Origin of the sequence: Sulfitobacter sp. CB2047 (assembly GCF_000735125.2) — a bacterium.
In the GTDB taxonomy this organism is placed as follows: Bacteria; Pseudomonadota; Alphaproteobacteria; order Rhodobacterales; family Rhodobacteraceae; genus Sulfitobacter; species Sulfitobacter pontiacus.
The window spans coordinates 3,089,247-3,115,732 of record NZ_CP072613.1 but is presented as its reverse complement, the minus strand read 5'-3'; the positions used below and the strand labels follow the sequence as shown (position 1 = coordinate 3,115,732).

Annotated in this window: 29 protein-coding genes and 1 tRNA gene; 7 read left to right on the top strand and 23 right to left on the bottom strand. The window is 61.8% G+C overall.

Going from position 1 to position 26,486, the window contains the following annotated elements:
* Window positions 1–220: 220 nt before the first annotated feature.
* From IV89_RS15345 to IV89_RS15275, 15 genes are all read right to left on the bottom strand, one after another.
* Complete coding sequence (locus IV89_RS15345) at window positions 221–2,416, bottom strand: DEAD/DEAH box helicase (RefSeq protein WP_005851151.1); 2,196 nt, start codon at window positions 2,414–2,416, stop codon at window positions 221–223.
* Window positions 2,417–2,580: 164 nt separating this feature from the next.
* Window positions 2,581–4,149, bottom strand: a complete 1,569-nt coding sequence (locus tag IV89_RS15340; RefSeq protein ID WP_037943061.1) for a gamma-glutamyltransferase — start codon at window positions 4,147–4,149, stop codon at window positions 2,581–2,583.
* A gap of 85 nt (window positions 4,150–4,234) precedes the next feature.
* A complete protein-coding gene (locus tag IV89_RS15335) occupies window positions 4,235–4,792 on the bottom strand; it encodes a CHAP domain-containing protein (protein ID WP_235183743.1) in 558 nt (185 codons plus the stop codon).
* 195 nt (window positions 4,793–4,987) lie between these two features.
* Entirely contained in the window at window positions 4,988–5,617 is a 630-nt protein-coding gene (gene ureG, locus IV89_RS15330; protein WP_037943062.1) for an urease accessory protein UreG, read from the bottom strand.
* Window positions 5,614–6,249 (bottom strand): urease accessory protein UreF, encoded by a 636-nt coding sequence (locus tag IV89_RS15325; RefSeq protein ID WP_037943064.1) that lies wholly within the window; start codon window positions 6,247–6,249, stop codon window positions 5,614–5,616. Before IV89_RS15325 ends, ureG begins: the two co-directional genes overlap by 4 nt.
* Window positions 6,250–6,261: 12 nt before the next feature.
* A complete protein-coding gene (locus IV89_RS15320; protein ID WP_005851160.1) occupies window positions 6,262–6,714 on the bottom strand; it encodes an urease accessory protein UreE in 453 nt (150 codons plus the stop codon).
* Between the two features lie 9 nt (window positions 6,715–6,723).
* Window positions 6,724–8,433: an urease subunit alpha gene (gene ureC, locus IV89_RS15315; RefSeq protein WP_037943066.1), complete on the bottom strand. Its 1,710-nt coding sequence runs from the start codon at window positions 8,431–8,433 to the stop codon at window positions 6,724–6,726.
* A 24-nt stretch (window positions 8,434–8,457) separates the two neighbouring features.
* The gene (locus tag IV89_RS15310) at window positions 8,458–8,763 is read right to left on the bottom strand and encodes an urease subunit beta (protein ID WP_009825907.1); all 306 of its coding nucleotides are present in this window, start codon (window positions 8,761–8,763) and stop codon (window positions 8,458–8,460) included.
* A complete protein-coding gene (locus IV89_RS15305) occupies window positions 8,760–8,945 on the bottom strand; it encodes a hypothetical protein (protein WP_005851166.1) in 186 nt (61 codons plus the stop codon). Before IV89_RS15305 ends, IV89_RS15310 begins: the two co-directional genes overlap by 4 nt.
* A 27-nt stretch (window positions 8,946–8,972) precedes the next feature.
* The gene (locus IV89_RS15300; protein ID WP_037943068.1) at window positions 8,973–9,275 is read right to left on the bottom strand and encodes an urease subunit gamma; all 303 of its coding nucleotides are present in this window, start codon (window positions 9,273–9,275) and stop codon (window positions 8,973–8,975) included.
* A gap of 1 nt (window position 9,276) precedes the next feature.
* Window positions 9,277–10,149 carry an urease accessory protein UreD gene (locus IV89_RS15295; RefSeq protein WP_037943071.1) on the bottom strand — a complete coding sequence of 291 codons (873 nt, stop codon included), beginning with the start codon at window positions 10,147–10,149 and terminating at the stop codon, window positions 9,277–9,279.
* Window positions 10,150–10,302: 153 nt separating this feature from the next.
* Complete coding sequence (locus IV89_RS15290) at window positions 10,303–11,616, bottom strand: TRAP transporter large permease subunit (protein ID WP_005851171.1); 1,314 nt, start codon at window positions 11,614–11,616, stop codon at window positions 10,303–10,305.
* The gene (locus IV89_RS15285) at window positions 11,613–12,179 is read right to left on the bottom strand and encodes a TRAP transporter small permease subunit (RefSeq protein WP_037943073.1); all 567 of its coding nucleotides are present in this window, start codon (window positions 12,177–12,179) and stop codon (window positions 11,613–11,615) included. Before IV89_RS15285 ends, IV89_RS15290 begins: the two co-directional genes overlap by 4 nt.
* A 112-nt stretch (window positions 12,180–12,291) precedes the next feature.
* On the bottom strand, window positions 12,292–13,329 hold the full coding sequence (locus IV89_RS15280) for a TRAP transporter substrate-binding protein (RefSeq protein WP_037943075.1): 1,038 nt from the start codon (window positions 13,327–13,329) through the stop codon (window positions 12,292–12,294).
* Window positions 13,330–13,525: 196 nt separating this feature from the next.
* Complete coding sequence (locus IV89_RS15275) at window positions 13,526–14,380, bottom strand: helix-turn-helix domain-containing protein (RefSeq protein WP_005851175.1); 855 nt, start codon at window positions 14,378–14,380, stop codon at window positions 13,526–13,528.
* A 93-nt stretch (window positions 14,381–14,473) separates the two neighbouring features.
* Here IV89_RS15275 and pobA point away from each other — a divergent pair, with 93 nt between their 5' ends.
* Window positions 14,474–15,643, top strand: a complete 1,170-nt coding sequence (gene pobA, locus IV89_RS15270) for a 4-hydroxybenzoate 3-monooxygenase (protein ID WP_037943077.1) — start codon at window positions 14,474–14,476, stop codon at window positions 15,641–15,643.
* A 101-nt stretch (window positions 15,644–15,744) separates the two neighbouring features.
* Here pobA and IV89_RS15265 read toward each other — a convergent pair whose 3' ends face one another.
* Both IV89_RS15265 and IV89_RS15260 read right to left on the bottom strand, forming a co-directional pair.
* Entirely contained in the window at window positions 15,745–16,725 is a 981-nt protein-coding gene (locus IV89_RS15265) for a zinc-binding dehydrogenase (RefSeq protein ID WP_037943078.1), read from the bottom strand.
* A 21-nt stretch (window positions 16,726–16,746) separates the two neighbouring features.
* A complete protein-coding gene (locus IV89_RS15260) occupies window positions 16,747–17,340 on the bottom strand; it encodes a TetR/AcrR family transcriptional regulator (protein WP_037943080.1) in 594 nt (197 codons plus the stop codon).
* A gap of 121 nt (window positions 17,341–17,461) precedes the next feature.
* Here IV89_RS15260 and IV89_RS15255 point away from each other — a divergent pair, with 121 nt between their 5' ends.
* On the top strand, window positions 17,462–17,605 hold the full coding sequence (locus IV89_RS15255; RefSeq protein WP_235183744.1) for a hypothetical protein: 144 nt from the start codon (window positions 17,462–17,464) through the stop codon (window positions 17,603–17,605).
* A gap of 504 nt (window positions 17,606–18,109) precedes the next feature.
* On the opposite strand, the gene IV89_RS15250 is transcribed toward IV89_RS15255, so the two are convergent.
* A tRNA-Ala gene (locus tag IV89_RS15250) sits at window positions 18,110–18,185 on the bottom strand.
* 116 nt (window positions 18,186–18,301) lie between these two features.
* Window positions 18,302–18,628, bottom strand: coding sequence for a TIGR02300 family protein (locus IV89_RS15245; protein WP_005851186.1), 327 nt, complete (start codon window positions 18,626–18,628; stop codon window positions 18,302–18,304).
* Window positions 18,629–18,740: 112 nt separating this feature from the next.
* Between IV89_RS15245 and IV89_RS15240 the strand changes: the two genes are divergently transcribed.
* Together IV89_RS15240 and IV89_RS15235 are read left to right on the top strand one after the other, a co-directional pair.
* Window positions 18,741–19,439, top strand: coding sequence for a SprT family zinc-dependent metalloprotease (locus IV89_RS15240; protein WP_037943083.1), 699 nt, complete (start codon window positions 18,741–18,743; stop codon window positions 19,437–19,439).
* A gap of 56 nt (window positions 19,440–19,495) precedes the next feature.
* Entirely contained in the window at window positions 19,496–20,146 is a 651-nt protein-coding gene (locus IV89_RS15235) for a GntR family transcriptional regulator (RefSeq protein ID WP_005851189.1), read from the top strand.
* 21 nt (window positions 20,147–20,167) lie between these two features.
* Here IV89_RS15235 and IV89_RS15230 read toward each other — a convergent pair whose 3' ends face one another.
* The 3 genes from IV89_RS15230 to IV89_RS15220 all read right to left on the bottom strand — a co-directional run bounded on the left by IV89_RS15230 (window position 20,168) and on the right by IV89_RS15220 (window position 22,858).
* The gene (locus IV89_RS15230) at window positions 20,168–21,130 is read right to left on the bottom strand and encodes an acetyl-CoA carboxylase carboxyltransferase subunit alpha (RefSeq protein WP_005851191.1); all 963 of its coding nucleotides are present in this window, start codon (window positions 21,128–21,130) and stop codon (window positions 20,168–20,170) included.
* A 64-nt stretch (window positions 21,131–21,194) separates the two neighbouring features.
* Window positions 21,195–21,824, bottom strand: a complete 630-nt coding sequence (locus tag IV89_RS15225; RefSeq protein WP_037943085.1) for a LysE family translocator — start codon at window positions 21,822–21,824, stop codon at window positions 21,195–21,197.
* Window positions 21,825–21,898: 74 nt separating this feature from the next.
* Entirely contained in the window at window positions 21,899–22,858 is a 960-nt protein-coding gene (locus IV89_RS15220) for an L-malyl-CoA/beta-methylmalyl-CoA lyase (protein WP_037943086.1), read from the bottom strand.
* Window positions 22,859–23,107: 249 nt separating this feature from the next.
* Between IV89_RS15220 and dgcN the strand changes: the two genes are divergently transcribed.
* Genes dgcN through IV89_RS15205 form a run of 3 tightly spaced genes read left to right on the top strand, consistent with a single transcriptional unit; the run spans window position 23,108 to window position 25,984 of the window.
* Window positions 23,108–24,109 (top strand): N-acetyltransferase DgcN, encoded by a 1,002-nt coding sequence (gene dgcN / locus IV89_RS15215; protein WP_037943088.1) that lies wholly within the window; start codon window positions 23,108–23,110, stop codon window positions 24,107–24,109.
* Between the two features lie 45 nt (window positions 24,110–24,154).
* Window positions 24,155–25,120: an N-acetyl-D-Glu racemase DgcA gene (dgcA, locus tag IV89_RS15210; RefSeq protein ID WP_037943090.1), complete on the top strand. Its 966-nt coding sequence runs from the start codon at window positions 24,155–24,157 to the stop codon at window positions 25,118–25,120.
* 3 nt (window positions 25,121–25,123) lie between these two features.
* A complete protein-coding gene (locus tag IV89_RS15205; protein WP_005851201.1) occupies window positions 25,124–25,984 on the top strand; it encodes a D-amino-acid transaminase in 861 nt (286 codons plus the stop codon).
* 31 nt (window positions 25,985–26,015) lie between these two features.
* On the opposite strand, the gene IV89_RS15200 is transcribed toward IV89_RS15205, so the two are convergent.
* Window positions 26,016–26,330, bottom strand: a complete 315-nt coding sequence (locus tag IV89_RS15200; RefSeq protein WP_009825922.1) for a DUF1244 domain-containing protein — start codon at window positions 26,328–26,330, stop codon at window positions 26,016–26,018.
* Window positions 26,331–26,486: the final 156 nt, after the last annotated feature.

Here is a 26,486-nt window from a genome sequence, read left to right as displayed (position 1 = left end):
TTTCAAGGCCCCATCGCAAACGCGCCTCGCGTCTGTTTCGGCCCATGTGCAGTGATTGTTAGGAGCAACTTCCCCCTCTGAAAAGGAAAAACCTGCCACATAGGGGGGCGGGACGGGGAAGATAGACGCAAAAAGGGCCGGAATTGATTAAAATTCCGGCCCCTAAGCGATTGATTGATCTGTATTTCCCCGTTTTCAGACCGGGGGTAGGTCTTGCCGCTTATTTCGGGCGAAAGCTCGACTTGCCGCGTTTGGGGGCTGCATCGCCGCCACCGGCTTTGCCCGAGGGTTTGCCGCCCTTGGGTTTCGCGCCCAGTTTACCCGGTGGGACAAAGCGCTTCGACGGGTCAGCGGCGCGGGCCTTGAACGGTTTATCCGCTGGTTTGCCGTCGCCACGGGGGCGGTCCGCCCCACGATCCGCTGGCTTTTCCTTTTTCCAGACGGCTTTGGCTTTGGGCTTGCCGCCGGGTTTGTCAAAGCTGTCAGGCTTGCCGGCAGATTTGGGTTTAGGCGTGGCACCGGGCTTCATCGGAGACCGTTCGGTCTTGTGCGACTTGGGCGGGCGTTCGCCTTTGGGGGCTTTGGGCTTGTCAAACTTCGGCTTGTCGCCGCGCGGTTTGTCGAACCCTTTATCGGGGCGCGGGCCGCGAGGTTTGTCGTAGGTAACCGATGCTTCTTCGGTGCTGGCCGCACGTGGTTTGCGCGGTGCACGTGGTGCGTCGGGGTCATAGGGTGCGCGGTCGGGGCGTGGGCCACGATCGGGACGCGGGCCATTGTCAGAACGGGGGCCGCCACGGTTCGGTTTGGGGCCACGGCCGCCGGGCTTGGGCCCGCGCGACAGATCGGGGGCCTTGTCCAGTTTGGTCACAACCGCGCCGTCTTCGACCTTCATGTCGGGGCCAAGCGCGTTGGTGAATTTATCTGCCGAGGTCGCGAGGATCTCGACAAAGGTATGGCTGGGCTGCACGCGGATCGCGCCCACGTCATCCTTAGTCAGATCGCCCATGCGACAGATCATCGGCAGGATGGTGCGGGGTTCGGCGTCATCATTGCGCCCGATCGAGATCGAGAACCAGACCGACGGGCCAAAGTCGCCACGGGGGCGTTCGTCGGCAGGGGTGCCGGGCTCTGCCAGCTGCTCGGGCGCGGACTGGCGTGCACGGTACAGGTTCACAAAGGCCGTCGCCAGTTGCTCGGCGCTGAACTGTTCGACCAGATTGGCAACAAAGCCCGCTGCATCATCGGGGATCGGGTCAGACCATGCGGAATCAGCCAGCAAACGCTTTTCGTCTTCGGCGTTCACTTCTTCAGCAGAGGGCGGGTTGGCCCATTCGACCTTCAGCTTGGCACCGCCCAGCAGACGGTTTGCCTTGCTGCGCATCTTGGCGGGAACGATCAGCGCAGACACACCCTTGCGACCGGCACGACCGGTACGCCCCGAGCGGTGCAGCAACGTGTCAGAGTTCGACGGCAGATCGGCATGCACCACCAGTTCGAGGTTGGGCAGGTCGATCCCGCGTGCGGCAACATCTGTCGCGATACAGACGCGCGCGCGCCCGTCGCGCAGCGCTTGCAGCGCGTTGGTGCGTTCGGATTGCGTGAGCTCGCCCGACAGCGCCACGACTGAAAAGCCTCGGTTGGTGAAGCGGGTGGTCAGGCGTGCGACGGCGGCGCGGGTGTTGCAGAAGACGATGGCGTTTTTCGCCTCGTAAAAGCGCAGCACGTTGATGATCGCGTTTTCAGTGTCGCGCGGGTGCACGTTCAGCGCACGGTATTCGATGTCGGCGTGTTGTTTCTTTTCGCCCACGGTTTCGACGCGCTGCGCATCACGCTGGTAGGATTTGGCCAGCTTGGCGATCGCCGCAGGCACGGTGGCCGAGAACAACAGTGTGCGGCGCTCTTCCGGCGCTTCGGAGAGGATGAATTCCAGCTCTTCGCGGAAACCCAGATCAAGCATCTCGTCCGCTTCATCCAGCACCACGGCACGAATGTCGGACAGGTTGATGTTGTTGCGTTTGATGTGGTCGCACAGGCGGCCCGGTGTCGCGACGACGATATGCGCGCCACGGTCCAGCGCACGACGTTCGGTGCGTGTGTCCATGCCGCCAACGCAGGTGGTCACGACCGCACCGGCCTTGCCATAAAGCCACGTCAGCTCGCGGCTGACCTGCATGGCCAATTCGCGCGTCGGTGCGATGATCAGCGCCAGGGGCGCGCCAGCGTGTCCGAATTTTTCATCGTCGCCCAAAAGGGTCGGTGCGATGGCCAGACCAAAGGCCACTGTCTTGCCGGACCCCGTTTGGGCTGACACCAGAAGGTCGGCCTCGACCAGATCTGGGTTGGTAACCGCCTCTTGGACGGGGGTAAGCGAATCATAGCCTTGGGTGGCAAGCGCGTCTGCGATGGTTTGGATCAAGGGATTGTCCTGTCTGAGAAAATGTCGCGCTACAAATACGCGCGTCGCGGCAAAAGCGGATACGCCAGCCACGTGTTGCGCCCGTCCCTAGTCGGTTGTGACGCAAATGTACATCTCTTTGTCAGATGCGCAGGGCAAGGCAGCTATGCTTGCCCGTCGCACTTTCAGGCGCTGACGGCATCCCCCCAAGCGGACATCACCTCTGTCACGCCGGTGTTTTCGTCGCCTGCGCGCCCGACAGCAGAGGGGCAGGCGAAGTGATAGGGGAAGATCGTGCGCGGCGCGGTCACCACATTGTCCAGCGTGTCTTGCAGCGTCGCGATCACCTGCGGCGGCAGCGCCTGATCCACGATGGTCACATCGGCAAGGCTCATATCCGTGCGCGGCGCATGAAAGGCGGCTTCCAGATCCATCCCGTAGTCCAGCAGCAGTGAGGTCAGTTCGACCACAGCGGGCATGATCTTGCGCCCGCCAGACGCCCCAAGCGCGAATTGCGCACCGTCGGCACGCTCCAACAGGGTGGGGCACATATTCGCAAGGCAGCGTTTATCCGGCCCAAGCGAGTTCGGCTTGCCCTGTTCAGGGTCGAACCACATGATGCCATTGTTCATCAGGATGCCCGATTGCGGCAGCATCATCCGCGAGCCAAAGATCGACAGCAGCGTTTGAGTGACGGCGACCATATTGCCCGCCGCGTCAACGACGCTGAAATGTGTGGTGCAGGACGGATCGGGTTCATGTTCGATATCGCCCATCGTGTCATAGCGTTCCTGGTTGGCCTGCCGGATGGCACGGTCATAAGCGATGAACGCTTCGGCGTCGGGGGCGTCTGTGCCGGGCTGCCAAGCGGTCAGCAGATCAAGGGCACGGCGCATGGTCGGGCCGGCGGTCAGGGTCGGTGTGGCGATGACCTCGTGCCCGCGGTAGGCATAGTGCATCGCGTCGACCAATGTCGCCTGATACTGCGCCAGATCCTCGGCCGTATGGTGCCCGCCGGCGGCTTGCAGATCGGCCACGATGGACTGCGCCAAAGGCCCCTCGTAAAACGCGCGCGGTCCGTCCTTGGCGACGGTGCGCAGCGACGCGGCAAGACGGCTAAGGTCGCATTTCGTCTCGCCCAAGGCGGTCCAGCCAGAGTATTTGGGAAAGCCGTCTTCGTCCAGAAACGTCTCGGCCGAGGCGGGGAAGGGGGCGAGGTCTTTGGCCGAACCACCAAGGATCAGCTGCGTGTACCAGTCCACAGGCAGACCATCATCGGCAAGCTTGATCGCAGGGGCCAGCAGATCGGCCCAAGGTTTCGTGGCAAAGCTTTCATGCGCCAGACCCATGCCAGCGACCTGACCGGGAATGGCAATCGCCTTGGCCCCGAAAACATTGCGGTCTTCCAGCACCGAAGGCCAGGGGAACAGATCGCCCGCCTTGCCGCCCACGATGGGGTAGTCCGCAACATCCAGCCCCTTGGGGGATTTCATCCCGAATTCGATGACCTTGGCCGTCTTTTCGCCCGCCATGCGCACGACCATAAAGCCGCCGCCGCCCATACCGCTCATCCAGGGTTCAGCCGCGCCAAGCGCAAAAGAGGTGGCAATTGCCGCATCCACCGCATTGCCGCCCTGCGCCATGACATCCGCCCCGACCTGCGCGGCAACACGGCTTTGCGAGGCGACGATCCCCTTGCGGCTGCGGGTCGCGGGTTTGGTGATTTGCCAAGAGGCATTCTGCTGCTGGGTCATTGGGGGCATCCTGATGTTTAGATGTGCCTACCCAACGCCAGTGTCAGCAGATTTGCAACCTTGAGGGGCGCTGCGGCCCCATTGGTCAGTTGCTTTGTGTCGGTGCCGCTGAAAATGCGAACACGGGGGGCTGTGTCATCTCGTTCGACGGCGCGGATTTCGCGTCGGGATAGATGAAGCCGTTGATCGGATAGACGCTGCCGTAGGACCCGGCCTGGCTTTCAAGGCGCACATCGGACCAGTCGTTCAACGGAGATACGTCTTGTACGCTCATCCCAAGCGAGATCTTGTTGCGCTTCCAATTGGCGTGATCGACCTTGATCTCGCGCGGGGAAACGACTTCGGAGACGACGGCAACATGGCCCATAGGGTTCCGGCTGGTGCCTTTGAACGCCATGACCGACCCGACGACGGGTTCTTTGCCGCGCTCGTACAGGCCGTTGGCTTGCGCCCACCACGTATTGGCATTGCCGCGGATTTGAACGCCGCTGGCATTGCGTGCGAAGGGCACGCACCAGACGCGCTGACCTTTGGATTGCAAAACGCGTACCTCGCGGATTGCCATGGCGTGCAGGTCGGGGTTGATACCCGCCTGACCAATGGTCTGAATTTCAGACGGGCCGCGGGCGCAGGCTGCTGTCATCAGCAGGGCCACACACAAAAAAGGAATTCCGACTTTCGATGACCACTGGCGTTTCACGCTCATTTATCTGTCCTGCTGCCCGTTTCACTCACCTTACTGTCCCAGTAAAGTCCGGCAGACATTCCGCGATTCTCGGCCAAAAACAAAGCGTCAGGATTTTTGTGGGCAAAATTCCGCCGCTATTATTGCAAATTGTTAATTTTCGGGAACCGGGCGGAGGCCGCCGATTTCGACAATCAGGTCCAGCAGCTCTGCCACACCCTTATCGTGTTTCATCTCGGCAAAGAGATAGGGCAGATCGCCGCGCATCCGTTTGGCGTCGCGGTCCATCACCTCTAGCGACGCACCCACATGCGGGGCGAGGTCGGTTTTATTGATGATCAGGATATCCGACTTGGTGATCGCTGGCCCGCCCTTGCGCGGGATCTCTTCGCCCGCAGCAACGTCGATCACATAAAGCGTCACATCCGCCAGTTCGGGGCTGAAGGTCGCCGACAGGTTATCGCCACCGGATTCGATGAGCACGCAGTCCAGGTCGGGGTGACGGTCGCGCATTCGGGCGACGGCGGCAAGGTTGATCGAGGCATCCTCGCGGATTGCGGTATGGGGGCAGCCGCCGGTTTCGACCCCGATGATCCGGTCCTGCGGCAAGACCTGAAGCCGCATGAGCGCTTCGGCGTCCTCTTGGGTGTAGATATCATTGGTGATCACGCCGATCGACCAGCGGTCGCGCATGGCACGGCACAGGGCGGCGGTCGTTGTCGTCTTGCCCGCGCCAACGGGGCCACCAATGCCAATACGAAGCGGTCCATGGGGGGAGGTCATGTCTGGAACATCCTTGAGTAAAGCGTTTCATGTCGCATCGACGCGATATCGGCCAGAAAACAGGCGCTGCCGATGTCGTTGATGGTTTGGGTCAGGGCCAGCGTCACCGTGTCGTGGCACAGCGGGGCAAGGGCGGTGATCACCCGCTGCCCGTCCGTTTGCCCCAAGGGCACCGCGCGGATCGCGGCAGACACCAGTGCGCTGACAAAGGCGTGCAGGAACAGCTGAGCGCCTTGCTCTTGGGGCAGCCCCTGCGCCGCGCAGGCCGCGCCAAAGGCGACGGGCAGCGTCAGGTCGGGGAGGTCATGCCCCCAGACGTCATTGACCACTCGCACAAAGGCCGCGCCCTGTTGGGTCATCTCGGTCAGCCGCTCTGACGAGGGGGCCAGCGCGCGCGCCACCGCATCCACCTCGTCCATCCCCTTGCCCGCAAAGCCAGCGTTCAGCAGGATCGCATCGGTCCGGCCTGCACCGTGGGTGATGATGTCCGACAGCCACGCCTGAAGGCTGGACGCATCGTGAATGGTGCCGTCCTGCACGGCCATTTCCAGCCCGTGGCTATAGCTGAACGCGCCGATGGGAAAGCTGGGCGACAGCCATTGCGCGAGCGTGATCAGGGCTTGGGTTTGCATCGTCCGGCGGGCCTAATGTGCGTGGCTATGGGTGCGCCCGTGGCCATAGGCACCGCCTTCGGGAATGAACGGTTCGGACACATCGCGCAGTGTCGCGCCGAGCTTTGTGAGCATGTCGCGGATCACGTGGTCGTTCTGGATCAGCAGGCGGGCGGGTTCAAGCTGGCAGGGGCAGTGCCGGTTGCCGATATGCCATGCCAGCCGCACCAGATCGTCGCCGGTGATTTCCAGCAAGGCTTCCTTCGCCGCGATGACCTCGATGATCTGCCCGCCTTCAAGCTCGAACGCATCGCCGTGGTTTAGCGATTCCGTATGGGCGAGGTCCACGAGGAACCCGCGGTTGTGGCTGGTCAGCAGGCGTTTGCGGCGCAGGAAACGGTCGTCATAGGTCAGCACGCAGCTGTCATCCGCATGGTCCCACTGGCCGTGGCGCTTGATCGTATGGGCGGGGGGAAGGTCGGTCATCTAGGGGCCTCAGAACATGAAATAGCGTTGCGCCATGGGGACGGTCTCAGCGGGCGCGCAGGTCAGCAACTCGCCGTCCGCGCGGACTTCGTAGGTTTCGGGGTTCACCTCTACCTTGGGGGTGGCCGCGTTGTGGATCAGATCGGATTTGCCGATGTTGCGGGTGTTTTGCACGGCGATGGTCTGTTTGCGCAGGCCAAGGCTGTCGCGCAGCCCGTTCGATTGCGCGGCTTCCGAAATAAAGGTCACCGCGCAATGTTGAAGCGCGCTGCCATAGGCCCCGAACATCGGGCGGGTATAGACCGGCTGCGGTGTGGGGATCGACGCATTCGGATCACCCATCTGCGCCACGACGATCATGCCCGACATCAATACCATTTCGGGCTTCACACCAAAAAAGGCGGGGTTCCACAGCACCAGATCGGCTTTTTTGCCCACTTCGATCGAGCCGACCTCGCGGCTGACACCATGAGCAATGGCGGGGTTGATCGTGTATTTCGCGATATAGCGTTTGACGCGGAAGTTGTCGTTGTCGCCGGTTTCTTCCGGCAGGCGCCCGCGCTGCTTGCGCATCTTGTCAGCGGTTTGCCATGTGCGGATCAGCACCTCGCCCACACGCCCCATGGCCTGACTGTCAGAGGCGATGATAGAGAAAGCACCGATGTCATGCAGGATATCCTCGGCGGCAATCGTCTCGCGTCTGATCCGGCTTTCGGCAAAGGCGACGTCTTCGGGGATGGATTTATCAAGGTGGTGACAGACCATGAGCATGTCCAGATGCTCTTCGAGCGTGTTCACCGTGAAGGGGCGCGTCGGGTTGGTCGAGGACGGCAGCACGTGTTCTTCGCCGCAAATCTTGATGATGTCGGGGGCGTGGCCGCCGCCTGCGCCCTCGGTGTGGAAGGCGTGGATGGTCCGGCCTTTCATTGCGCCGAGCGTATGTTCGACAAAGCCGGATTCGTTCAGCGTGTCGGTGTGGATCATCACCTGCACGTCCATATCGTCGGCGACCGATAGGCAGCAATCGATAGCGGCAGGGGTGGTGCCCCAATCCTCGTGCAGCTTCAGCGCACAGGCCCCGCCGTTCACCATCTCGACCAGTGCGCCGGGTTGGCTAGAGTTGCCCTTGCCCGAGAGACCGATGTTCATCACCACACCATCCATCGCCTGCAGCATGCGCCCGATATGCCACGGGCCGGGGGTGCAGGTGGTGGCAAGCGTGCCATGCGCAGGGCCGGTGCCGCCGCCAAAGCAGGTGGTCACGCCGGAATGCAGCGCGTCCTCCATCTGCTGGGGGGCGATAAAGTGGATGTGGCTGTCGAAACCGCCCGCGGTGAGGATGCGTCCCTCGCCTGCGATCACCTCGGTCCCCGGTCCGATGATGATGTCGACGTTGGGTTGGGTGTCGGGGTTGCCCGCCTTGCCAATCGCCGCGATGCGCCCGTCTTTCAGCGCGACATCCGCCTTGTAGATGCCCGAATGATCCACGATCAGCGCGTTGGTAATGACAGTATCCACCGCACCGTTTGCACGCGTGACCTGCGACTGGCCCATCCCGTCGCGGATCACCTTGCCGCCGCCGAACTTCACCTCTTCGCCATAGGTGGTCAGATCGCGTTCCACCTCGATGATCAGATCGGTGTCGGCCAGTCGCAGCCGGTCACCCGTGGTGGGGCCATACATCGCTGCATATTCAGAGCGGGGGAGTGTGGTGGTCATAGGTCTCTCTTTCCTCGAAGCGCCTTAGAGCGCGCCCATCACTTCAGCGTTGAACCCGTACACTTTTCGGTCGCCCGCGAGCGGGATCAGCTGCACCTCGCGGCGTTGACCGGGTTCAAAGCGCACGGCGGTACCGGCGGCGATGTCCAGCCGGTGACCACGCGCGGCGGCGCGGTCAAAGTCGAGCGCGGGGTTGGTTTCGGCAAAGTGGTAGTGGCTGCCGACCTGCACGGGCCGGTCACCGGTATTGGCAACCATAAGGGTGATGGCTGTGCGATCGGCGTTCAGGGTGATGTCCCCCGCGGCGCACAGCACCTCTCCGGGGATCATTTGCGCGCCTTGCGAGGGGCCTTGACCCGCCCGCGCAGGGCGATGGCCGCGGCGGTTGCGATGACGGCGAGGCCCATGAAGACAGGCATCCATTCGGCCCCGTGAGGGGCGATATGCACACCGGGGTGGGCAAGGGCAGGGCCGGCCATCAGGGCGGCGGGCAGGATCATCAGATGTTTCATAGCAGGGGCCTTTCTTGCGAATGGGGGCTAGCGGATAGGGTTGTGCACGGTGACCAGCTTGGTCCCGTCGGGGAAGGTGGCTTCGACCTGCACGTCGTGGATCATCTCGGCGATGCCCTCCATACAGTCGTCGCGGGTGATGACTCGGGCACCGGCCTGCATCATCTCGGCCACGCTGCGGCCATCGCGCGCGCCTTCGACGACGGTGTCGGTGATCAGGGCAATCGCCTCGGGGTGGTTCAGCTTGACGCCACGGGCCAGACGCTTGCGCGCGACTTCGGCCGCCATGGCGATCAGCAGTTTGTCTTTTTCACGGGGGGTCAGCTGCATGTCAAAGCATCCATGTTTTAGGAGGGGCCGCGCCGTGCAGGCGGGCGATGATCGGCACCAGAGACTGGCGCAGGATGTAACTGTCGGGCGCGAGGAGCCGCGCATAAAGCACGCCGTCGCGGATCAGGCTGGCACCGGCGCTGGCAGGCAGCAGCGCGCGCAGGGGGGCAAGCAGCGCTTCGGCATCGGGGGCGGCGTAGATCACGCTGGCCATGGCGCAGTTGCCGCCCGCCGTGGCGGTGCCTGCAAGCTGTGCGTGGATATCGCCGGACAGACGCACGGCATCTGCAAAGATAGGCTGCCCGTCGCGGCGGATCGTGATGTTCTCGGCAAAGCGCGCGTCGCGCAGCGTTTCGCCCATGGAGACGCGGCCAAATACCAACGGCTCTACGCCGAAGAAACAGGCATCGCCCGACAGGTCCACCTCCAGATTGCGGCGCAGGGCGGAGCCGTTGAACAGGATCGTTTCCTGCGGCAGCCAATCGACCCGTGCCCCCGCTTCGGCATCCAGCCGCGTGGTCATCTGCGCCATCGGGCCGGGTTGCGCCAGATAGACGCGCTCGGCCGCTTGGCTGGTCAGGGTCAGCCGGCTGCCCGCACCCGCCGTGGCAGTGATCGACAGTTCATCGCCGCCCGTCATCCCGCCCGAGGTATTGAGGAAAACCCCCGTCAGCCCGCCCGCCGCCGCGCGCGGAAACAGCGCCTTGAAGCAGCCTTGCTGGTAGAGATCGCCAATCACGGACGCGCCGCCATACGTCTTGCTGCTGATGCGCAACGCCCCGCGGGCGCGGGGTTGCATCGGCACGGCAACGGCCTGATCGGTATGGGCGGCGATGTTGATGGGGGACCTCGTCCAGCTGAAAATAACTCCCATCTGGATAGCGTGATTCCCGTCGGGTGCGATCCGAAACGGGCATTTTTGGCGCAATTTCAGGCTGTATTTCGACGGCTGCCTATTATTTGAGCATATCCCGTCAGGGGCTTTGACCCGCAGCTGTGCCGCGGGTCAAGGCAGGTGTTTACAGGTCTACCCGTAGAAATACTTGGGCAGATAGGTCGCGATCTCGGGGATCAGAATGATCAGCAAGACCCCGATCAGCGTCACGATCACGTAAGGCGTCACAGAGGCATAGATATCGCCCATTGTGACATCCGGCGGGGCCACCCCTTTGAGGTAAAAAAGGTTAAAGCCGAAGGGCGGGGTCATATACCCGACCTCCATCATGATGATGAAGAGGATGCCGAACCAGATCGGATCAAAGCCATAGCTCTGCACAACGGGCAGGAATACAGGCAGGGTGATCAGCATGATCCCCACCGGATCCAGCACCATGCCAAGGATGAAGAGCACCGCCAGCATAAACACCAGCGACCCCCAACGCCCACCGGGCACAAGGTTCATCATGTCCTGAATGAGGCTTTGTGCTCCAAGCGCGGTATAGGCCGTGCTGAAGGCGTGGGCCGCGAAAAGGATCCACATGATCAGCGCGGTCAGTTTCAGCGTCGCGACAGAGGCGTCGCGGATCACGGCCCATGACAGTTGCCGGTTGACGCCCGTAGCGACCATTGCGCCAAAGACGCCGATGGCGGCGGCTTCGGTCGGCGTCGCGTAGCCGCCGAAGATGGCCCCCAGCACGATCACCACGATCAGGATCGGCAGGATCACCGCCTTGAGAGACCGCAGCTTCTGCCCCCAGTTCGCGCGTTCCTCTTTCGGGAGGGCGGGGCCCAGTTCCGGCTGCATCCAGCACCGCCCGCCGATATAGACGGAGACGAGGAAGAACAGCAGCAGCCCCGGTCCGATACCGGCCGCGAACAGACGCCCGACCGACACTTCGGTCAGCAGAGAATACAGCACCATCAGGATCGACGGCGGGATCAGGATGCCCCAGCCTCCGCCCGCGTTGATCGCCCCAAGCGCGAGCTTCTTGTCATAGCCGCGTTCCAGCATCTTGGGCAGCGCAATGGTCCCCATCGTGACAACCGCCGCACCCGAGATGCCCGACATGGCGGCAAAGATCACGCAGATCAGCACCGTGCCGATAGCCAGACCGCCGCGCAGCCCGCCCCACCATTCGTGCATCATATCGTAAAGATCATTCGCGACCCCCGATTTTTCAAGCAGGATCGCCATGAATACAAACAGCGGAATTGCCATCAGCGTCGGGGATTGCATCGTTTCCCACATTTTGGAGGCAAGCAGATAGAACCCCAGATCGCCCATTTCCGCATAGAGGAAGATGACCGATATCCCCCCAAGGGCAAAGGCCAGCGGCGTGCCGAGCATCACAAACAACAGCAGCGCGCCAAAGAACAGCATGGTCAAGATTTCAACGCTCATGACTGGCCTCCTGCGGCTTGGGCGGCTTGGGTGTCGCCGGTGGCCGGTTGTCCAAAGATCGCGGGATCATTGGGCAGCCCCATCAGGGTGCGCACATCGGCCCAAAGGCGTACGAAGCCCTGCAACAGCAGCAGCAAGGCGGCGACGGGGATCAGCGATTTTGTCGGCCACAGCGGGGCCTTCCAGACAGAGTTAGACCGCTCCATATCCGCGATGGCCTCGGACGCGATGTCATAGCCTTGCCACAGCAGCACGCCAACAAATATCAGGAACAGCGGCCATGTCACGATGTCCACCAAGGCTTTGCGTTTGGGGGAAAACTGGCCGTAGATGATATCGACGTTCACGTGGCCTCGTTCGGTCAGCAGATAGCCGCCCCCGATGATCGCATAGACACCAAAGATCAGCGTTGCCAGCTCGGCAGTCCAGATCGCGGGCTGCCCGATCAGATAGCGCATGACCACATCGGCCAGCAGCAGGGCAAAGATGATCAGCACGCAAAAGCTGATCCAATAGCCGATCATGCGGTTCAATTGCGTGATGAAGCGCGCAAGTTTAAACAAAACGTTTCTCCCTCAAGACATAAAAGAAGCCGCCCGAAATGCAGGGACATGTCAGGCGGCTACATTGATTTTCACTGTGGCATCACCGGGGTTTAACCCCCGGATCAGGCCCCTAGAGGTAGCCGAGGTCGGTCATCAAGGTTTTGTAGATATCCGCCGCCTTCGCCGCGCGTTCGCCTTTCTGCGCCTCTGTGTCGAGGATCTTGGCCGAGGCATCGGCAAGGATCGCCAGAACGTCGTCGGGCAGTTCGGACACCTCGATATCGTTCTCGGCGATGCCCGAAGAAATCGCGATAGCTTCGGCGTGCTGGTATTCGGCCGACCGCTGGAAGAACCGCGTTTCCATCGTGTCGAGCAGGGCAGTGCGCAGATCGTCCTCCAGCCCGTCGACGGCCTCCATATTCAGGATAAAGGCGTCGGTGGTCTGACCAAGCGCGGGTTTGTAGTGGTATTTGCAGACCTCCCAGAGGGACATGGATTTCGCCCCGACGGCAGCGCCCCAATGCGCGCCATCCACAACGCCCGAGCTGAGCGATTGATAGAGCTCGGACCCGGGGATGTATTGCGGCGCGGCACCGGCGGATTGCAGGTAATCCAGCATCGTGCCCGACGACCGCAGCTTGAGCCCTTTGAAGTCTTCGGCGGATTCGATCTTCTTCGACACGACGATTTCGACGGGCAGGACCTTTTCTGTCTTCATCATCACGCCATCGGCGTTCAGGTCTTCGTTCACCAGCGCCTCAAGGCCAAGGTTCTTGACCGCGTGCTCCATTTCCCAAGCCTGACGGAAGGTGCCGGGGATGCCGAACAGGAAGGACGCGGCCTGCGCCTGATCTTGCACATAGGACGGGCTGACCGTCCCCATGGGCACCACGCCCTTGCGCACGATATTGTAGATGTCGGGACCTTTGGCGAATTCGCCAGCACCCAGCAGATCCATTTTGAACGCGCCTTCGGTGCGCGCCTCAAGCACTTCGGCCAGTTTGCCAAGGCTGTCGGTGAAAGAGCTGGACGCTTTGGGCCAATGCGCTTGCACGCGCCAGTTGACCTTGCCCTGCGCGATCCCTTTGCCGACCAGCGCCGGTGTCGCCAGCGCGCCAAGAGCAGCGCCGCGCAGCATGGTGCGACGGTTCATATTGCCTTTTGTCATTCTATTTCCTCCCAGAAACTTCGGTTTCTCTTATTCTGCGCGGCACGGGTTGCGCAGGCTCCCTAACGTCACCTTCACGTATCATTTGGGGTAGGTCAAACGGCTGTTAGCGATAACGGTTAATAATTCTGACATTTGTCAGTTTTGTGAGCACGGATTTGCCCAGCTTTCAACCTGTGGTCCTTTGGCCGCGATCTCAGGTTACGAATTGCTGGCGGTATTGCGATGGGGTCACCCCCTGCACGGTGCGGAAACGGCGCGAGAAATAGGACGGATCGGCAAACCCCAGACGATAGCCAACCTCGGCCACCGACAGGCGTGTAAAGGCCAGCATGCGGCAGGCTTCCTCGACATGGCGGGCTTCGATGTAGGCGGTGGCGGACAGCCCCTTTGCCGCGCGACACAGGCGCGACAGATGTCCGGTGCTGATCCCGAGGGTGCTGGCAAAGTCCTTGGCCGTCCAGCCGGCACTGTCGGGATCGCCGATAAGCTGGTCGAGCCGCGACAGGCGATCATCCTGCGGTGCGTCGTTGCTGCGGTTTTGCGTGGTCCCCCATGCCGCGATGCTGGCCAGAACCGCATGCCCCAGCCCCACGGCAATCTGCGCCCGAAACGGTGCCCCCGTCTGGGCCGCCACGGTTTCCAGCTGGGTCATCAGGGCGATCAGCGGGCCCGCGGCGCGACCAACCGTCGGCTTGGTCAGCGCCTGTGCGACCTCGGCATTGACGGGCCCGATGCTGTGCAGGATCGCAATGGGAAAGGATTGCACCATGCCTTGGGTATTGGGAGCAAAGTCGAAACTATGCACCATGCGGGGCGGGATAAAGACGACCGATCCCTGCGTCAGGGCAAATCGGTCGCCATCTATATTCGCCGTGCCACCCCCCGAAAGGATGTAGAGCACCTGCGCCAGCTGCGCGTGCCGATGCGGCGCGATGTGCCACGCGTGATCCGGCGCGCGGTCCTTAATCCGTTCGCAATGGAGAACATCGGGAAAGCCTTTGGTTTCGCCAAAAAGCGCATAGCTGGGGATCGGTGAAAGCTCTGTCATGCACGGATTGTACCAGCAATTGCGCTAACGATCCATTCATCATGCACGTTCCGTACAATAGGTTAACCCGAAAATCGGGCAGGGAGCAGCTATATGAAAACGGAAGTCGTCATTATCGGCGGCGGGCCATCGGGCTTGCTGCTGTCGCAATTGCTGAACGACGCAGGCGTCAGCACTGTCGTGCTTGAAAGGACCACCCGGGAACACGTGCTGTCACGTATCCGCGCGGGCGTGCTTGAGGACGGCACAATGAACCTGCTGCGCCATGCCGGTGTCGGTGCGCGGATGGACCAGCAAGGCTTGCCGCACAAAGGCTGCTACCTGACCGACAACGACCTGATGGTGCATATCGATTTCCACAAGCTGATCGGCAAGAAGGTCATGGTCTATGGCCAGACAGAGGTCACCCGCGATCTGTACGACGCACAGGACCGGATGGGCACCACGATCATTCACGAGGTCGAGGATGTGGTGATCGATGGTGCGGACAGCAATGCGCCCACGGTATCCTTCACCAAAGACGGCCAGCGACGCGAGATCAGCTGCACTTACGTCGCGGGCTGTGATGCGTTCCATGGCGTCAGCCGCGCGACGATCCCCGCCGCCAAACGTCGGGAGTTTGAACGGGTCTACCCTTTTGGCTGGCTCGGGATTCTGTCGCGTACGAAACCGGTGAACGATGAATTAATCTATGCCAGTTCGGCGCAGGGCTTCGCCCTTGCCTCCATGCGTAGCGCAAGCCTGAGCCGCTATTACATTCAGGTGTCGTCGACCGAAAAGGTCGAGGATTGGAGCGATGACCGCTTCTGGGAGGCACTGAAGCAACGTTTGCCGCGACCTGTATCAGAGGCGCTCGTGACCGGCCCGTCGATCGAGAAATCCATCGCGCCGCTGCGCTCTTTCGTGAGCGAGCCTTTGCGGTGGGGAAACCTGTTTCTGGTGGGGGACGCCGCGCATATCGTACCGCCCACCGGTGCCAAGGGGCTGAACCTCGCGGTGTCCGATGTCTTCTATCTGCATGACGCGCTGATCGCCGCGTTGAAGCGAGGGGATCACAGCGGGGTTGACGGTTATTCCGCCCATGCGCTGTCGCGGATCTGGAAGGCGATGCGGTTCAGCTGGCAGATGACCACGATGCTGCATCAGTTCGAGGGCGAAGACAGTTTCGCCCCACAGATGCGGCGGGCGTCGCTGGCGCATCTGGCGCAAAGCGAAACAGCGCGGCGCGATCTGGCAGAGAACTATACGGGGCTGCCGTTCTAAAGATCGCGGCCGCCCAAACTAGGGTGTCGAAATGAAAGCAGGGCGGCCCTTGATCCCGGATCAAGGGCCGCCCCGTTTGGTGCTATGGTATTCGGCTGCGTTTAGCCGCGGATCATCACCTTGCCGGGGCGGCCCGGTGTCAGCGAGGCTTTCAGCGCACCCGAAAGATCATCCAGCCCGAACTGCCCACCGTCTTCCAGCACCAATTCGCCTTTGGCGACCAGCGTGACCAGTTCAGTGATCAGGCGCTTGCGCTCTTCGGGGTCCATATCGCCGCTCACGCGGGAGCCCCAGAAGCCTTTGACGGTGATGTGCTTCATGATCAGCGCGCCAGAGTTCAGCGGCATCGGCGCACCGGTCGCGGTCCCGAACACGACAAGCTCTCCGTCCAGTCCCAGCAGATCGACCAGATCAGCCGAGATATCGCCCCCTACGGAATCGATCGCGGATGCGGCCCCTTTTTCGCCGATGATCTCGCGTGCTTTATCCTGCCAGCCCTCTTCCGAGGTCGACAGCACGTTGTCGATGCCCAGATCCGTCAGCTCTTTCACAGCATCTTCGCGCCGCACGAGGTTCAGCAGGTTGATGCCGCGGCTTTTGGCGAGCGTGGTCATGATCTTGCCGACGGCCCCGTTCGCAGCGGTCTGGACGATCCAGTCGCCTTTCTGCGCCTTGAGCGTTTCCAGCAGAGAGATGGCGCTGAAGGGCATCGCGATCAACTGTGCGCCAGCAACGTCCGAGATCACGTCGGGCAGGGGCAGAACACCCGTGGCGGGGGCGACGAAGTATTCAGCCCAGGTGCCATGCACGCCCGCGATCGACACACGCTGGCCGATCATCGCGTCGTCCACGCCTTCACCGACAGCCTCGACGGTGCCAAGCGCTTCGCTGCCGGCAATCGCGCCGGGAAGCTCGGGCTTGTAGCCGTAGTTCCCGCGGATCGTCCAAAGGTCGTGGTTGTGGATTGGCGACAGGGTCATCTTGACCAGAACCTCGCCCGCCCCTGCGGTCGGGGTGTCGACATCGGTCGCTTCGATGACGTCGATGGGTTCGCCAAAGCTGTTGTGCACTGCTGCTTTCATGGGGGTCTCGCTTTCTTTGGTTTATCGTATGGTTAGAAAATCGGTGGTTTCTGACAAAGCCTGCTGCAACGGGAGCTGATCCTGCGACAGTTTCGACAGGATCGCGGCCCCCAGAAACTTGGCATAGAGCATCTGCGCTGCTGCCCGCGGATCATCGACCGGCGGGACAGAGCCTTCTTCGGCCCCGACAACCAGCAGCTGCGCAATGCGGCTGACCAACTGCGCCACGCCATCATCCAAGATGCGCCGCATGTCGTCGGACAGATCGGCAACCTCGGCCCCAAGCTTCACAACGAGGCACTGGTTGGCGATGCCTTCGGAATGGGCATGGGCAAGCCACGCCGACCAGAAGGACAACAGCTTGTCACGGGCAGAACCCGACCCGCTGCACAGCGCATCCATGCGCGCCAGATAATCGTCGACATAGTCGTGCAGCAAAGCCTGACCAAAGGCATCCTTGGACGGAAAGTAATAATAGAACGACCCCTTGGGGACATCGCTTTCCCTCAGGATGCGCGCCAGTCCGACAGCGCCAAACCCGTGCTTGCTGATCAGCGCACGTCCGGCGGTCAGGATCTTTTGCCGCGTTTGATCTGATTTCTTTTGCTCTGTCATACGGGGGAGGTAAGAAGTAATAGACCGGTCGTCTAGTGGTGCGGCCAATTTAATTTTGTGCGCGGCTGCTCCTTGCCGTACAGCTTGGGGTGGAGCGGCGTTTCAAGGGGCAGGGTGCGCAATGGGAAAGGTGACGGACCGAGCGGTCATATGGGTGTTTTGCGTCTCAGGCGTGCTTTGTCTCGGGACCATCGCATTCCTTGCGGTGCAGCACTGGGTCGAAAGCATCCCCTACACCGACACATGGGCCTATTTCCGCAACTAGCACCCGATCCGGCACAAGCTGCTCGTGGCGTTCGGATGGGTCTTCGCCGCCGTCAGTGTGACCGCGGGCTTTGTATATGTAGGTCGGCTTGCGATGCGTCGAAAACGCTGACGCGCGTCAGTCAGCCCCGCGTGGTGGGTGCCATATATGCTGGAATGTTCGGTGAAGGTTTGGTGGAGCCTAGTGGGATCGAACCGCTGACTCAGAGTGTCCGCTTCGCTGACGCGCGTCAGTCAGCCTCGCGTGGTGCGCGACGTGTATGCTGGAATGTAGGGGGGGATTTGGTGGAGCCTAGCGGGATCGAACCGCTGACTCAGAGTGTCCGCTTCGCGGACGCGCGTCAGTCAGCCTCGCGTGGTGCGCGACGTCTATGCTGGAATGTAGGGTGGTGTTTGGTGGAGCCTAGCGGGATCGAACCGCTGACTCAGAGTGCCCGCCTCGCGGGCGCGCGTCAGTCAGCCCCGCGTGGTGCGTGACGTGTATGCTGGAATGTAGGGGGGGATTTGGTGGAGCCTAGCGGGATCGAACCGCTGACCTCCTGCATGCCATGCAGGCGCTCTCCCAGCTGAGCTAAGGCCCCATCGTGGATCAGAGATCCGGGAAGTGTATCAACCATTCAAGGCCGATGCGCCGCTGAATAGGCGGTCGCGAAGGCGGGATCAAGAGGAAAATCTATCCCGCCCTCGCAAAATTCAATCAATCTTCGTCGTCGGATGCAACGTCGGCGATTTCTTCGAGTGGAACGGTATCATCATCGTCGTCGTCATCGTCCAGGATGTCGTCGTCCAGATCCACATCTACATCGTCGTCATCTACCAATGTCTCGTCATCATCCACATCGCCCTTCTTGGCTTTGGCGGTGACGGCATCTTCGGCGTCTGCTGCGATCATGCGGGATTTGGAGTTATCCACCTCGACCACTTCGCCGGAGTAAGGGCTGATGATCGGATCTTTGTTCAGGTCGTAGAACCGCTTGCCCGTTGTGGGGCACAGGCGCTTGGTTCCCCATTCTTCATTGGGCATCGAAGTCCCCTTTTTGAAAGTGTTGTTGCGTATAGATGATTCAGGCCAAGTGCCATATGAGATAGGCACTGTCAAAGGCAATCGCCACCCCATCGCGACCCGGAACCCTGAAATGCCTGATCCTGTCCTGCCCGGAAACCCGCCTATCCCGCTGATCCTGCGCCGCTCTGCGCGGGCGCGGCGGATATCATTGCGGATATCGCAGCTGGATGGGCGGGTGACGCTTACCATGCCGAAGCGCTTGAAAGAGGCAGAGGGAATCGCCTTTGCCCGCGAGAAAGAGGCGTGGATTCGCCAACATCTGGAAGCGCGTGGCGCTGATGTTCTGGTGGGCATCGGGGCAGAGTTTCCCTTGGGCGGTCGGATGCTGCGGGTTGAGGCCGGTCAGGGCAGACGGGTGGTGCTGGGGACCGATACGATTTCCGTGCCCGGTCCGGCGGCGCGTGTGCCGACCCGGCTCGCCGCGCATTTGAAAGAGCTCGCGCGGGACCGGCTGACTGGGGCCTGCGACGATTATAGTGCGCTGCTGGGGCGGCCGTACAGCAAGCTAACCTTGCGGGATACGCGGTCGCGGTGGGGGTCTTGCACCTCGGACGGGGGGCTGATGTTTTCGTGGCGCTTGATCCTGACGCCGCCCGATGTGCTGGATTACGTCGCCGCCCACGAGGTCGCGCATCTGGCGCAGATGAACCATTCGCCCGCCTTCTGGGCCGAGGTCGAACGGATTTACGGACCCTATCAAGAGGCGCGTGGCTGGCTGCGCACCCACGGCAGCGACCTGCACCGGTTCAAGTTTACTGCGCAGACATAGGTCTCGCCCGCGTTTGCGACATTGACGCAGCGGCGATTCGTGATCACAACGGCGATATGAACCTGAACCCTCGCCCCCTTGATGCGCATCCTTTGGCCCATGACCGTGTCTATCGGCAGTTGCGGACCCGCATCATGCACGGCGATCTGGCCCCGGGGCAGGCGCTGACCCTGCGGGGAATCGGCAAGGAATACGAGGTGTCGATGACCCCCGCCCGCGAGGCCGTGCGGCGGCTGGCGGCGGAAGGGGCGTTGACCATGTCGGCCTCTGGCCGGATATCGACGCCGGAGCTGAGCAACGAACGGATCGAGGAACTGGCCGCCCTGCGTGCCCTGATCGAGGTGGAGCTTGCGAGCCGCGCCCTGCCACGGGCCCACCTTGCGCTGATCGACCGGATGCAGGCGATCAACAATGCCATCTCGGATGCGGTGATCCACCGTGACGCGGTGAGCTATATTCGCACCAATCTGGAGTTTCATCGCACGCTGTACCTGCGGGCGCAGGCCCCTGCGATGCTGGCGATGGCGGAAACGGTCTGGCTGCAGATGGGCCCGACGATGCGGGCGCTTTATGGGCGGCTCAGACGGACAGAGCCGCCGCATTTTCACAAGCTGATTATCGCGGCGCTGCGCGCGGGCGACGAACCCGGTCTGCGGCTGGCAGTGCGTACCGACGTCACCCAAGGTCTGCGGATGCTGGCGACGTGATGCGCCAGCGGGCGGCGTAGATTACGCCGCCAGCCCCTTGGCCCCGAGGTCGAGGAATTTCTTGCGGCGATCTGCCACCAGCGCCTTCGGGTCTTTGCCTGACAGGTCATCCAGCATCGCGGCAATCGCCTTGCGCACCGATGCAATTGCCTCTTTCCGATCCCGGTGCGCGCCGCCACGGGGTTCGGGGATGATGCGGTCGTTGACGCCCAGCTGTTTCAGATCTTGCGCGGTCAGGCGCAGCGCTTCGGCGGCCTCGCGCATTTTCTCGGCATCTTTCCACAGGATCGATGCGCAGCCCTCGGGCGAGATCACGGAATAGACGGAATGTTCCAGCATGGCGACGCGGTTCGCCGTGGCAAAGGCAACCGCCCCGCCTGACCCACCTTCACCGATGATGACAGAAACGAGCGGCACACCGATCTGCAGGCATTTCTCGGTCGCGCGGGCGATGGCTTCGGATTGGCCACGCTCTTCCGCGCCTTTACCGGGGTAGGCACCGGGGGTGTCTACCAGCGTGATCACGGGCAGCCCGAACTTGTCGGCCAGCTCCATGAGGCGCACGGCTTTGCGGTAGCCTTCGGGACGGGCCATGCCGAAATTGCGTTCGATACGGGATTTGGTGTCGTTGCCCTTTTCGTGGCCGATCACGACGACAGGCGTGTCGTTGAACCGTGCCAGACCGCCCATGACTGCAAGATCATCGGCAAAATTCCGGTCCCCCGCCAGCGGGGTGTATTCGGTAAAAAGGGCCTCGATATAGTCTTTGCAATGGGGCCGGTCGGGGTGACGTGCCACCTGACATTTGCGCCACGGCGTCAACGACTTGTACAGATCGTCAAGCATTTGGTGGGCTTTTTCGTCCAGCGTTTTGGCTTCGGCGCTCACGTCCATCCCTTCGGAGGACCGCGCCAGAGCGCGCAGCTCTTCCGCTTTGCCTTCCACTTCGGCCAGTGGTTTTTCGAAATCCAGATACTGTGTCATCACCTGCTCCGCGCTTTGTTCAGGGCTATATGGCGTTGATTTGCGGTCTTTGCAACGTGACCTGTCAGCTGGCCGGCCAAAGGGCGGGCAGCAGCGACGCCACAAGCAGCGCGGCCATGGTCACGTTAAACACCCGCAAACGCCGGGGATTGGTTAGAAAACGGGCCATCTGCCCGCCAAGAAGGGTCCAAAGGGTGACCGACGGCAGCGCCATCACCGCCACGACAAGCGCCGTGATCACCAGCGGCAATATGCCGGCAGAGGGCACGTAGATCGTGATGATGCTCAGCCCGAAGGCCCAGGCCTTGGGGTTGACCCATTGAAACCCCGCCGCTTGCAGAAAGCTCAGCGGTTTGGCGTTCGGGTCTGCGCTTTGCACCGGGGCGGCGGTGGCGATCTTATAGGCAAGGTAGATCAGATAGATCAGGCTCAGGATCTTGAGCACCGAATAGATGACGGGAAAGGCGTCAAACACGCGGATCAGGCCAAAGCCCACCAGCAGCAACATGACCATAAAACCAAGGGTGATGCCCATCATATGCGGGACCGTGCGCGCAAAGCCGAAGTTCGCGCCCGATGCCATCAGCATCAGGTTGTTCGGCCCCGGCGTGATAGAGGTGATCAGCGCGAAAAGCGCGAGCGCAGAGAGGACATCGATGGTCATGCTGCCTTGATGCCCCAAGCCGCGGGGCATGCCAAGCCCGCTTTGCAGCGGGGGAGATGGCGCGGCGCGAGGGTCGCCTCGCGCCGCTGTTCAGTATCGCGGGGTTAGCGCGAGGCGATCATCTCGGACTGTCGCACGATGACTTCGGCCTGTTTGATGCTGGCGATATCGACCAAACGGCCCTTGTAGACGGTCGCACCCTCGCCGTTGGCCTTGGCTGTTTCCATCGCGGCCAGAATCTCGCGCGCTTCGGCGACGGCCTCGTCGGAGGGGGTGAACACCTCGTTCGCGACGGCGATCTGCTTGGGGTGGATGGCCCATTTGCCGACCATGCCCAGGGTCGCCGACCGGCGCGCCTGCGCGCGGTAGCCTTCGTCGTCCGAGAAATCACCGAATGGACCGTCGACCGGCAGCACGCCGTGGGTCCGGCAGGCGGCGACAATGGCGGTCTGCGCCCAATGCCACGGATCGGACCAATGCTTTGCCCCGTCGCGCAGCATGTAATAGTTTTCTTGCGTGCCACCGATGCCGGTCGTCTGCATCCCCATCGAGGCGGCAAAGTCGGCGGCACCAAGGCTCATCGCTTGCAGGCGCGGGCTGGCGGCGGCGATCTCTTCGACGTGGGCGATGCCTGCGGCCGATTCGATAATCACCTCGAACGAGATTTTCTTGGTGCGGCCCTTCGCGGTTTCGATCGCCGTAACCAGCGCGTCGACAGTATATACGTCAGCGGCGCAGCCGACCTTGGGGATCATGATCTGATCCAGACGCTCGCCCGCCTGCTCCAGCAGGTCGACGACATCGCGGTACCAGTAAGGTGTATCCAGCCCGTTGATCCGCACGGACAGTGTTTTGTCGCCCCAGTCTACATCGCTGATCGCCTTGATGATATTCGCGCGGGCACTGTCCTTGTCTGTGGGGGCAACGCTGTCTTCCAGATCAAGGTTGATCACATCGGCGTCAGAGCTTGCCATTTTTTCGAAGATTGCCGGGCGCGAACCGGGGCCGAACAATTGGCAGCGGTTGGGACGTGCAGGTGCTGTAGGCTGGATGCGAAAGCTCATATGCGGAATCCTTGAGTAATAAAGTTACGACTTGCTTGCCTTGGGTGGTATTAAATTGCGCTGCGCCCTGCAAGGGTGATCTCGCACCTGCAGCATCGGCGGCTGAAATTCTGTGCACAGTTCTTGCTCGCATCGGCAGATACTCGCAAAATTTCTGCGCCATCTCTTGCGCCTACCACTCATTTGCAACCTTATCGCGCCGAAAGGCTGCGAAACTGAGCCAAAGCCAAATTGCAGGAGCATGTGATCATGATCAAAACACCTTATCTTCTTTTTCTGGGCGACGCGCCGGATCACCTTGCGGTTAAAGTGGCGCAGGGCATCAAGGACTGGCGTCCTGAAAATGCCGTCGGTCAGCTGCGGCTGGACGGGTGCAAGGCGGATCTGGGTCTGACCGATATGACGCTTGCGCAAGCGAAAGAGGCAGGCGCGCAGACCTTGGTGATTGGCGTCGCCAACCGCGGGGGCACCATCAGCGCCACATGGCGCGCCGTGCTGGTCGACGCGCTGGAGGCCGGTTTCGATCTGGCATCCGGCTTGCATAACCTGCTGCGCAACGAGCCAGAGCTCGTGGCCGCCGCCGAGAAACACGGGCGCAGCTTGCATGATGTGCGTATCCCGTCGGTGCAGTACCCGATTGCGAATGGCGTCAAACGCAGCGGCAAGCGCGTGCTGGCGGTCGGCACCGATTGTTCGGTCGGCAAGATGTATACCGCGCTGGCGCTGGACGCGGCGATGAAAGAGAAGGGGCTGAAAAGCAGCTTCCGCGCGACGGGCCAGACCGGTATCCTGATCACCGGCGAAGGCGTGCCTTTGGACGCCGTGATCGCGGATTTCATGGCCGGCTCGATCGAGTATCTGACCCCCGACAATGAAGATGATCACTGGGATATCATCGAAGGGCAGGGCAGCCTGTTCCACGTGTCCTATTCCGGCGTCACCATGGCGCTGATCCACGGCGGCCAACCCGATGCGTTGATCCTGTGCCACGAGCCGACCCGCAAGACCATGCGCGGTCTGCCTGACTACACGCTGCCCACTTTGGAAGAAGTGCGCGATGTTGCACTGACGCTGGCAAAGGTTGCCAACGCAGGCTGTCAGGTGGTCGGTATCTCGATCAACACCCAGCATCTGTCGGAGGCAGAGGCAGACGCCTATCTGGCCGAGGTCGAACAACGCTTGGGCTTGCCAGCCGTGGACCCGTTCCGCCAAGGTGCCGCGAGATTGGCGGAGGCTTTGGCAGCCGTCTGATCGGCCCTTCGGGGAGAGTTTAAGTGGCAAAATGAAGGAGCGGATATGCGTATTGAGGTAAGCCGAGATGTCTTTCGGCTGGCGCAGGTCTTTACCATTTCGCGTGGATCGCGGACCGAGGCGCAGGTGCTCACGGTGCGGATCACCGATGGCGGTGTGACGGGGTGGGGCGAATGTGTGCCCTATGCCCGTTATGGCGAGACGCTGGAGTCGGTCACGGCAGAGATCGAAGCGCTGCGCGGGCCGCTGACGCGTGATGCGCTATATGACCTGCTGCCCGCCGGTGCCGCGCGCAATGCAGTGGATTGTGCCCTGTGGGATCTGCAAGCCAAGCAGGCGGGTAAACCTGTGTGGGAACTGGCGGGGCTGGTGCGACCGGGGCCCGAGATCACGGCCTTTACCCTGTCGTTGGATAAACCCGAAAAGATGCGCGAACAGGCGGCCTTGCATGCGCATCGCCCGCTGTTGAAGATCAAGCTGGGCACGCCGGATGATATGCCTCGCCTTGAGGCTGTGCGCGCCGGTGCGCCTGATGCGCAGATCATTATCGACGCGAATGAGGGCTGGTCGGCCGCGGTATACGCCGATCTTGCCCCGCATCTGGTGCGGCTGGGTGTGTCATTGGTTGAACAGCCTTTGCCCGCAGGGGATGACGATGCGCTCGTCGGGATGGAGCGGCCCGTGCCGGTCTGTGCTGATGAAAGCTGTCATGACCGTGCGAGCCTTGCTGCGCTGAAGGGCAAATACGATGTGGTCAACATCAAGCTGGACAAGACCGGTGGTCTGACAGAGGCGCTGGCGCTGCGCGATGCCGCTGTCGCGCAGGGCTATGAGGTCATGGTGGGGTGCATGGTCGGGTCGTCGCTCGCGATGGCGCCGGCGGTGCTGGTGGCGCAGGGGGCAAAGATCGTGGACCTTGACGGCCCGCTGCTTCTGGCCGAAGACCGCGACAACGCTTTGACATTTGACGCCGCCGGGGTGCATCCGCCTGCGGCCAAGCTTTGGGGATAAGACATGCGGACTGTATATGTGAACGGTGAATACCTGCCCGAGACCGAAGCCAAGGTTTCGATCTTTGATCGCGGGTTTCTGATGGCGGACGGGGTCTATGAGGTCACCAGCGTGCTGGACGGCAAGCTGATCGACTTTGACGGCCATGCCATCCGGCTCAGCCGGTCGTTGAACGAGCTACAGATGCGCAACCCGATCTCGAAGGAGGACCTGCTGGAGGTCCACCGCGAACTGGTGCGCGTGAACGAGATCGACGAGGGGCTGATCTATTTGCAGATCACCCGCGGGTCGGACGGGGACCGCGACTTTGCCTTCCCCGATCCCGAGACGACAGAGCCGACGATTGTCTTGTTTACCCAGTCCAAACCCGGTCTGGCCGACAGCCCCGCCGCCAAGAAAGGTGCCAAGATCATCAGCATCGAAGACATCCGCTGGGGCCGTCGCGATATCAAGACGGTGCAGCTGCTGTATCCGTCGATGGGCAAGATGATGGCCAAGAAAGCGGGCTGCGATGATGCCTGGATGGTCGAGGACGGCTTTGTCACCGAAGGCACCAGCAACAACGCCTATATCGTGATGGGCAACAAGATCATCACCCGCGCCCTGAGCAACGAGATTTTGCACGGCATCACCCGCGCTGCGGTTCTGCGTTTCGCCAAAGAGGCGCAGATGGTGGTGGAAGAGCGTAACTTTACCATCCACGAAGCGCAGCAGGCGGATGAGGCGTTTACCACCTCCGCCAGCGCCTTTGTCATGCCCGTGGTCGAGATCGACGGCGTGGCCTTGGGCGATGGAACACCGGGCAAGGTCGCGCCGCGTCTGCGCGAGATCTATCTGGACGAGATGCGCAAGGCGGCGGTCTAACCCGCCTTGCCAAGGGGCTGGCTGCGCGCGGTCAGCCCTTTTCGCCGACGTTCTGTTCGAAGGCGACCTTGAACGCCTCTTTCTGCGCGTCCTTGGCGTCGGTCTGATAGTTGGCTTTCCATGCGTCCATGGTCATGCCGTAGAACAGCTCGCGCGCTTCTTCCTTGCCCATGTCGATCCCGCGCTCGTTTGCGGCTTCTTGATACCAGCGCGACAGGCAGTTGCGGCAAAATCCGGCCAGGTTCATCATGTCGATGTTCTGCACGTCCGTGCGGTCTTGCATCAGGTGCTGTTGCAGCCGGCGAAACGCCGCAGCCTGAAGTTCGATTTCCTGTTGTGTGGGCATTATGCTCTCCTGCGTGTGGGGTGGGGCCAAGCTATGGGTTGGCCGGTGCGGGTTCAAGGCGGCGGGCCGTGAATGAGGCGCTGCCTTCCGCTGCCCGCTGTCATCGTGCTGTCATACTGTGGTGGGCATAGACGGGGCAGGCGATCTTCGCTAAGT

Bases quoted from the DNA above. Each gene is read 5' to 3' on its own strand.
- IV89_RS15340 (WP_037943061.1), bottom strand. From the start codon at position 4,149: ATGACCCAGCAGCAGAATGCCTCTTGGCAAATCACCAAACCCGCGACC.
- IV89_RS15335 (WP_235183743.1), bottom strand. From the start codon at position 4,792: ATGACAGCAGCCTGCGCCCGCGGCCCGTCTGAAATTCAGACCATTGGT.
- ureG (WP_037943062.1), bottom strand. From the start codon at position 5,617: ATGACCTCCCCCCATGGACCGCTTCGTATTGGCATTGGTGGCCCCGTT.
- IV89_RS15325 (WP_037943064.1), bottom strand. From the start codon at position 6,249: ATGCAAACCCAAGCCCTGATCACGCTCGCGCAATGGCTGTCGCCCAGC.
- IV89_RS15320 (WP_005851160.1), bottom strand. From the start codon at position 6,714: ATGACCGACCTTCCCCCCGCCCATACGATCAAGCGCCACGGCCAGTGG.
- ureC (WP_037943066.1), bottom strand. From the start codon at position 8,433: ATGACCACCACACTCCCCCGCTCTGAATATGCAGCGATGTATGGCCCC.
- IV89_RS15310 (WP_009825907.1), bottom strand. From the start codon at position 8,763: ATGATCCCCGGAGAGGTGCTGTGCGCCGCGGGGGACATCACCCTGAAC.
- IV89_RS15305 (WP_005851166.1), bottom strand. From the start codon at position 8,945: ATGAAACATCTGATGATCCTGCCCGCCGCCCTGATGGCCGGCCCTGCC.
- IV89_RS15300 (WP_037943068.1), bottom strand. From the start codon at position 9,275: ATGCAGCTGACCCCCCGTGAAAAAGACAAACTGCTGATCGCCATGGCG.
- IV89_RS15295 (WP_037943071.1), bottom strand. From the start codon at position 10,149: ATGGGAGTTATTTTCAGCTGGACGAGGTCCCCCATCAACATCGCCGCC.
- IV89_RS15290 (WP_005851171.1), bottom strand. From the start codon at position 11,616: ATGAGCGTTGAAATCTTGACCATGCTGTTCTTTGGCGCGCTGCTGTTG.
- IV89_RS15280 (WP_037943075.1), bottom strand. From the start codon at position 13,329: ATGACAAAAGGCAATATGAACCGTCGCACCATGCTGCGCGGCGCTGCT.
- IV89_RS15275 (WP_005851175.1), bottom strand. From the start codon at position 14,380: ATGACAGAGCTTTCACCGATCCCCAGCTATGCGCTTTTTGGCGAAACC.
- pobA (WP_037943077.1), top strand. From the start codon at position 14,474: ATGAAAACGGAAGTCGTCATTATCGGCGGCGGGCCATCGGGCTTGCTG.
- IV89_RS15265 (WP_037943078.1), bottom strand. From the start codon at position 16,725: ATGAAAGCAGCAGTGCACAACAGCTTTGGCGAACCCATCGACGTCATC.
- IV89_RS15260 (WP_037943080.1), bottom strand. From the start codon at position 17,340: ATGACAGAGCAAAAGAAATCAGATCAAACGCGGCAAAAGATCCTGACC.
- IV89_RS15255 (WP_235183744.1), top strand. From the start codon at position 17,462: ATGGGAAAGGTGACGGACCGAGCGGTCATATGGGTGTTTTGCGTCTCA.
- IV89_RS15245 (WP_005851186.1), bottom strand. From the start codon at position 18,628: ATGCCCAATGAAGAATGGGGAACCAAGCGCCTGTGCCCCACAACGGGC.
- IV89_RS15240 (WP_037943083.1), top strand. From the start codon at position 18,741: ATGCCTGATCCTGTCCTGCCCGGAAACCCGCCTATCCCGCTGATCCTG.
- IV89_RS15235 (WP_005851189.1), top strand. From the start codon at position 19,496: ATGAACCTGAACCCTCGCCCCCTTGATGCGCATCCTTTGGCCCATGAC.
- IV89_RS15230 (WP_005851191.1), bottom strand. From the start codon at position 21,130: ATGACACAGTATCTGGATTTCGAAAAACCACTGGCCGAAGTGGAAGGC.
- IV89_RS15225 (WP_037943085.1), bottom strand. From the start codon at position 21,824: ATGCCCCGCGGCTTGGGGCATCAAGGCAGCATGACCATCGATGTCCTC.
- IV89_RS15220 (WP_037943086.1), bottom strand. From the start codon at position 22,858: ATGAGCTTTCGCATCCAGCCTACAGCACCTGCACGTCCCAACCGCTGC.
- dgcN (WP_037943088.1), top strand. From the start codon at position 23,108: ATGATCAAAACACCTTATCTTCTTTTTCTGGGCGACGCGCCGGATCAC.
- dgcA (WP_037943090.1), top strand. From the start codon at position 24,155: ATGCGTATTGAGGTAAGCCGAGATGTCTTTCGGCTGGCGCAGGTCTTT.
- IV89_RS15205 (WP_005851201.1), top strand. From the start codon at position 25,124: ATGCGGACTGTATATGTGAACGGTGAATACCTGCCCGAGACCGAAGCC.
- IV89_RS15200 (WP_009825922.1), bottom strand. From the start codon at position 26,330: ATGCCCACACAACAGGAAATCGAACTTCAGGCTGCGGCGTTTCGCCGG.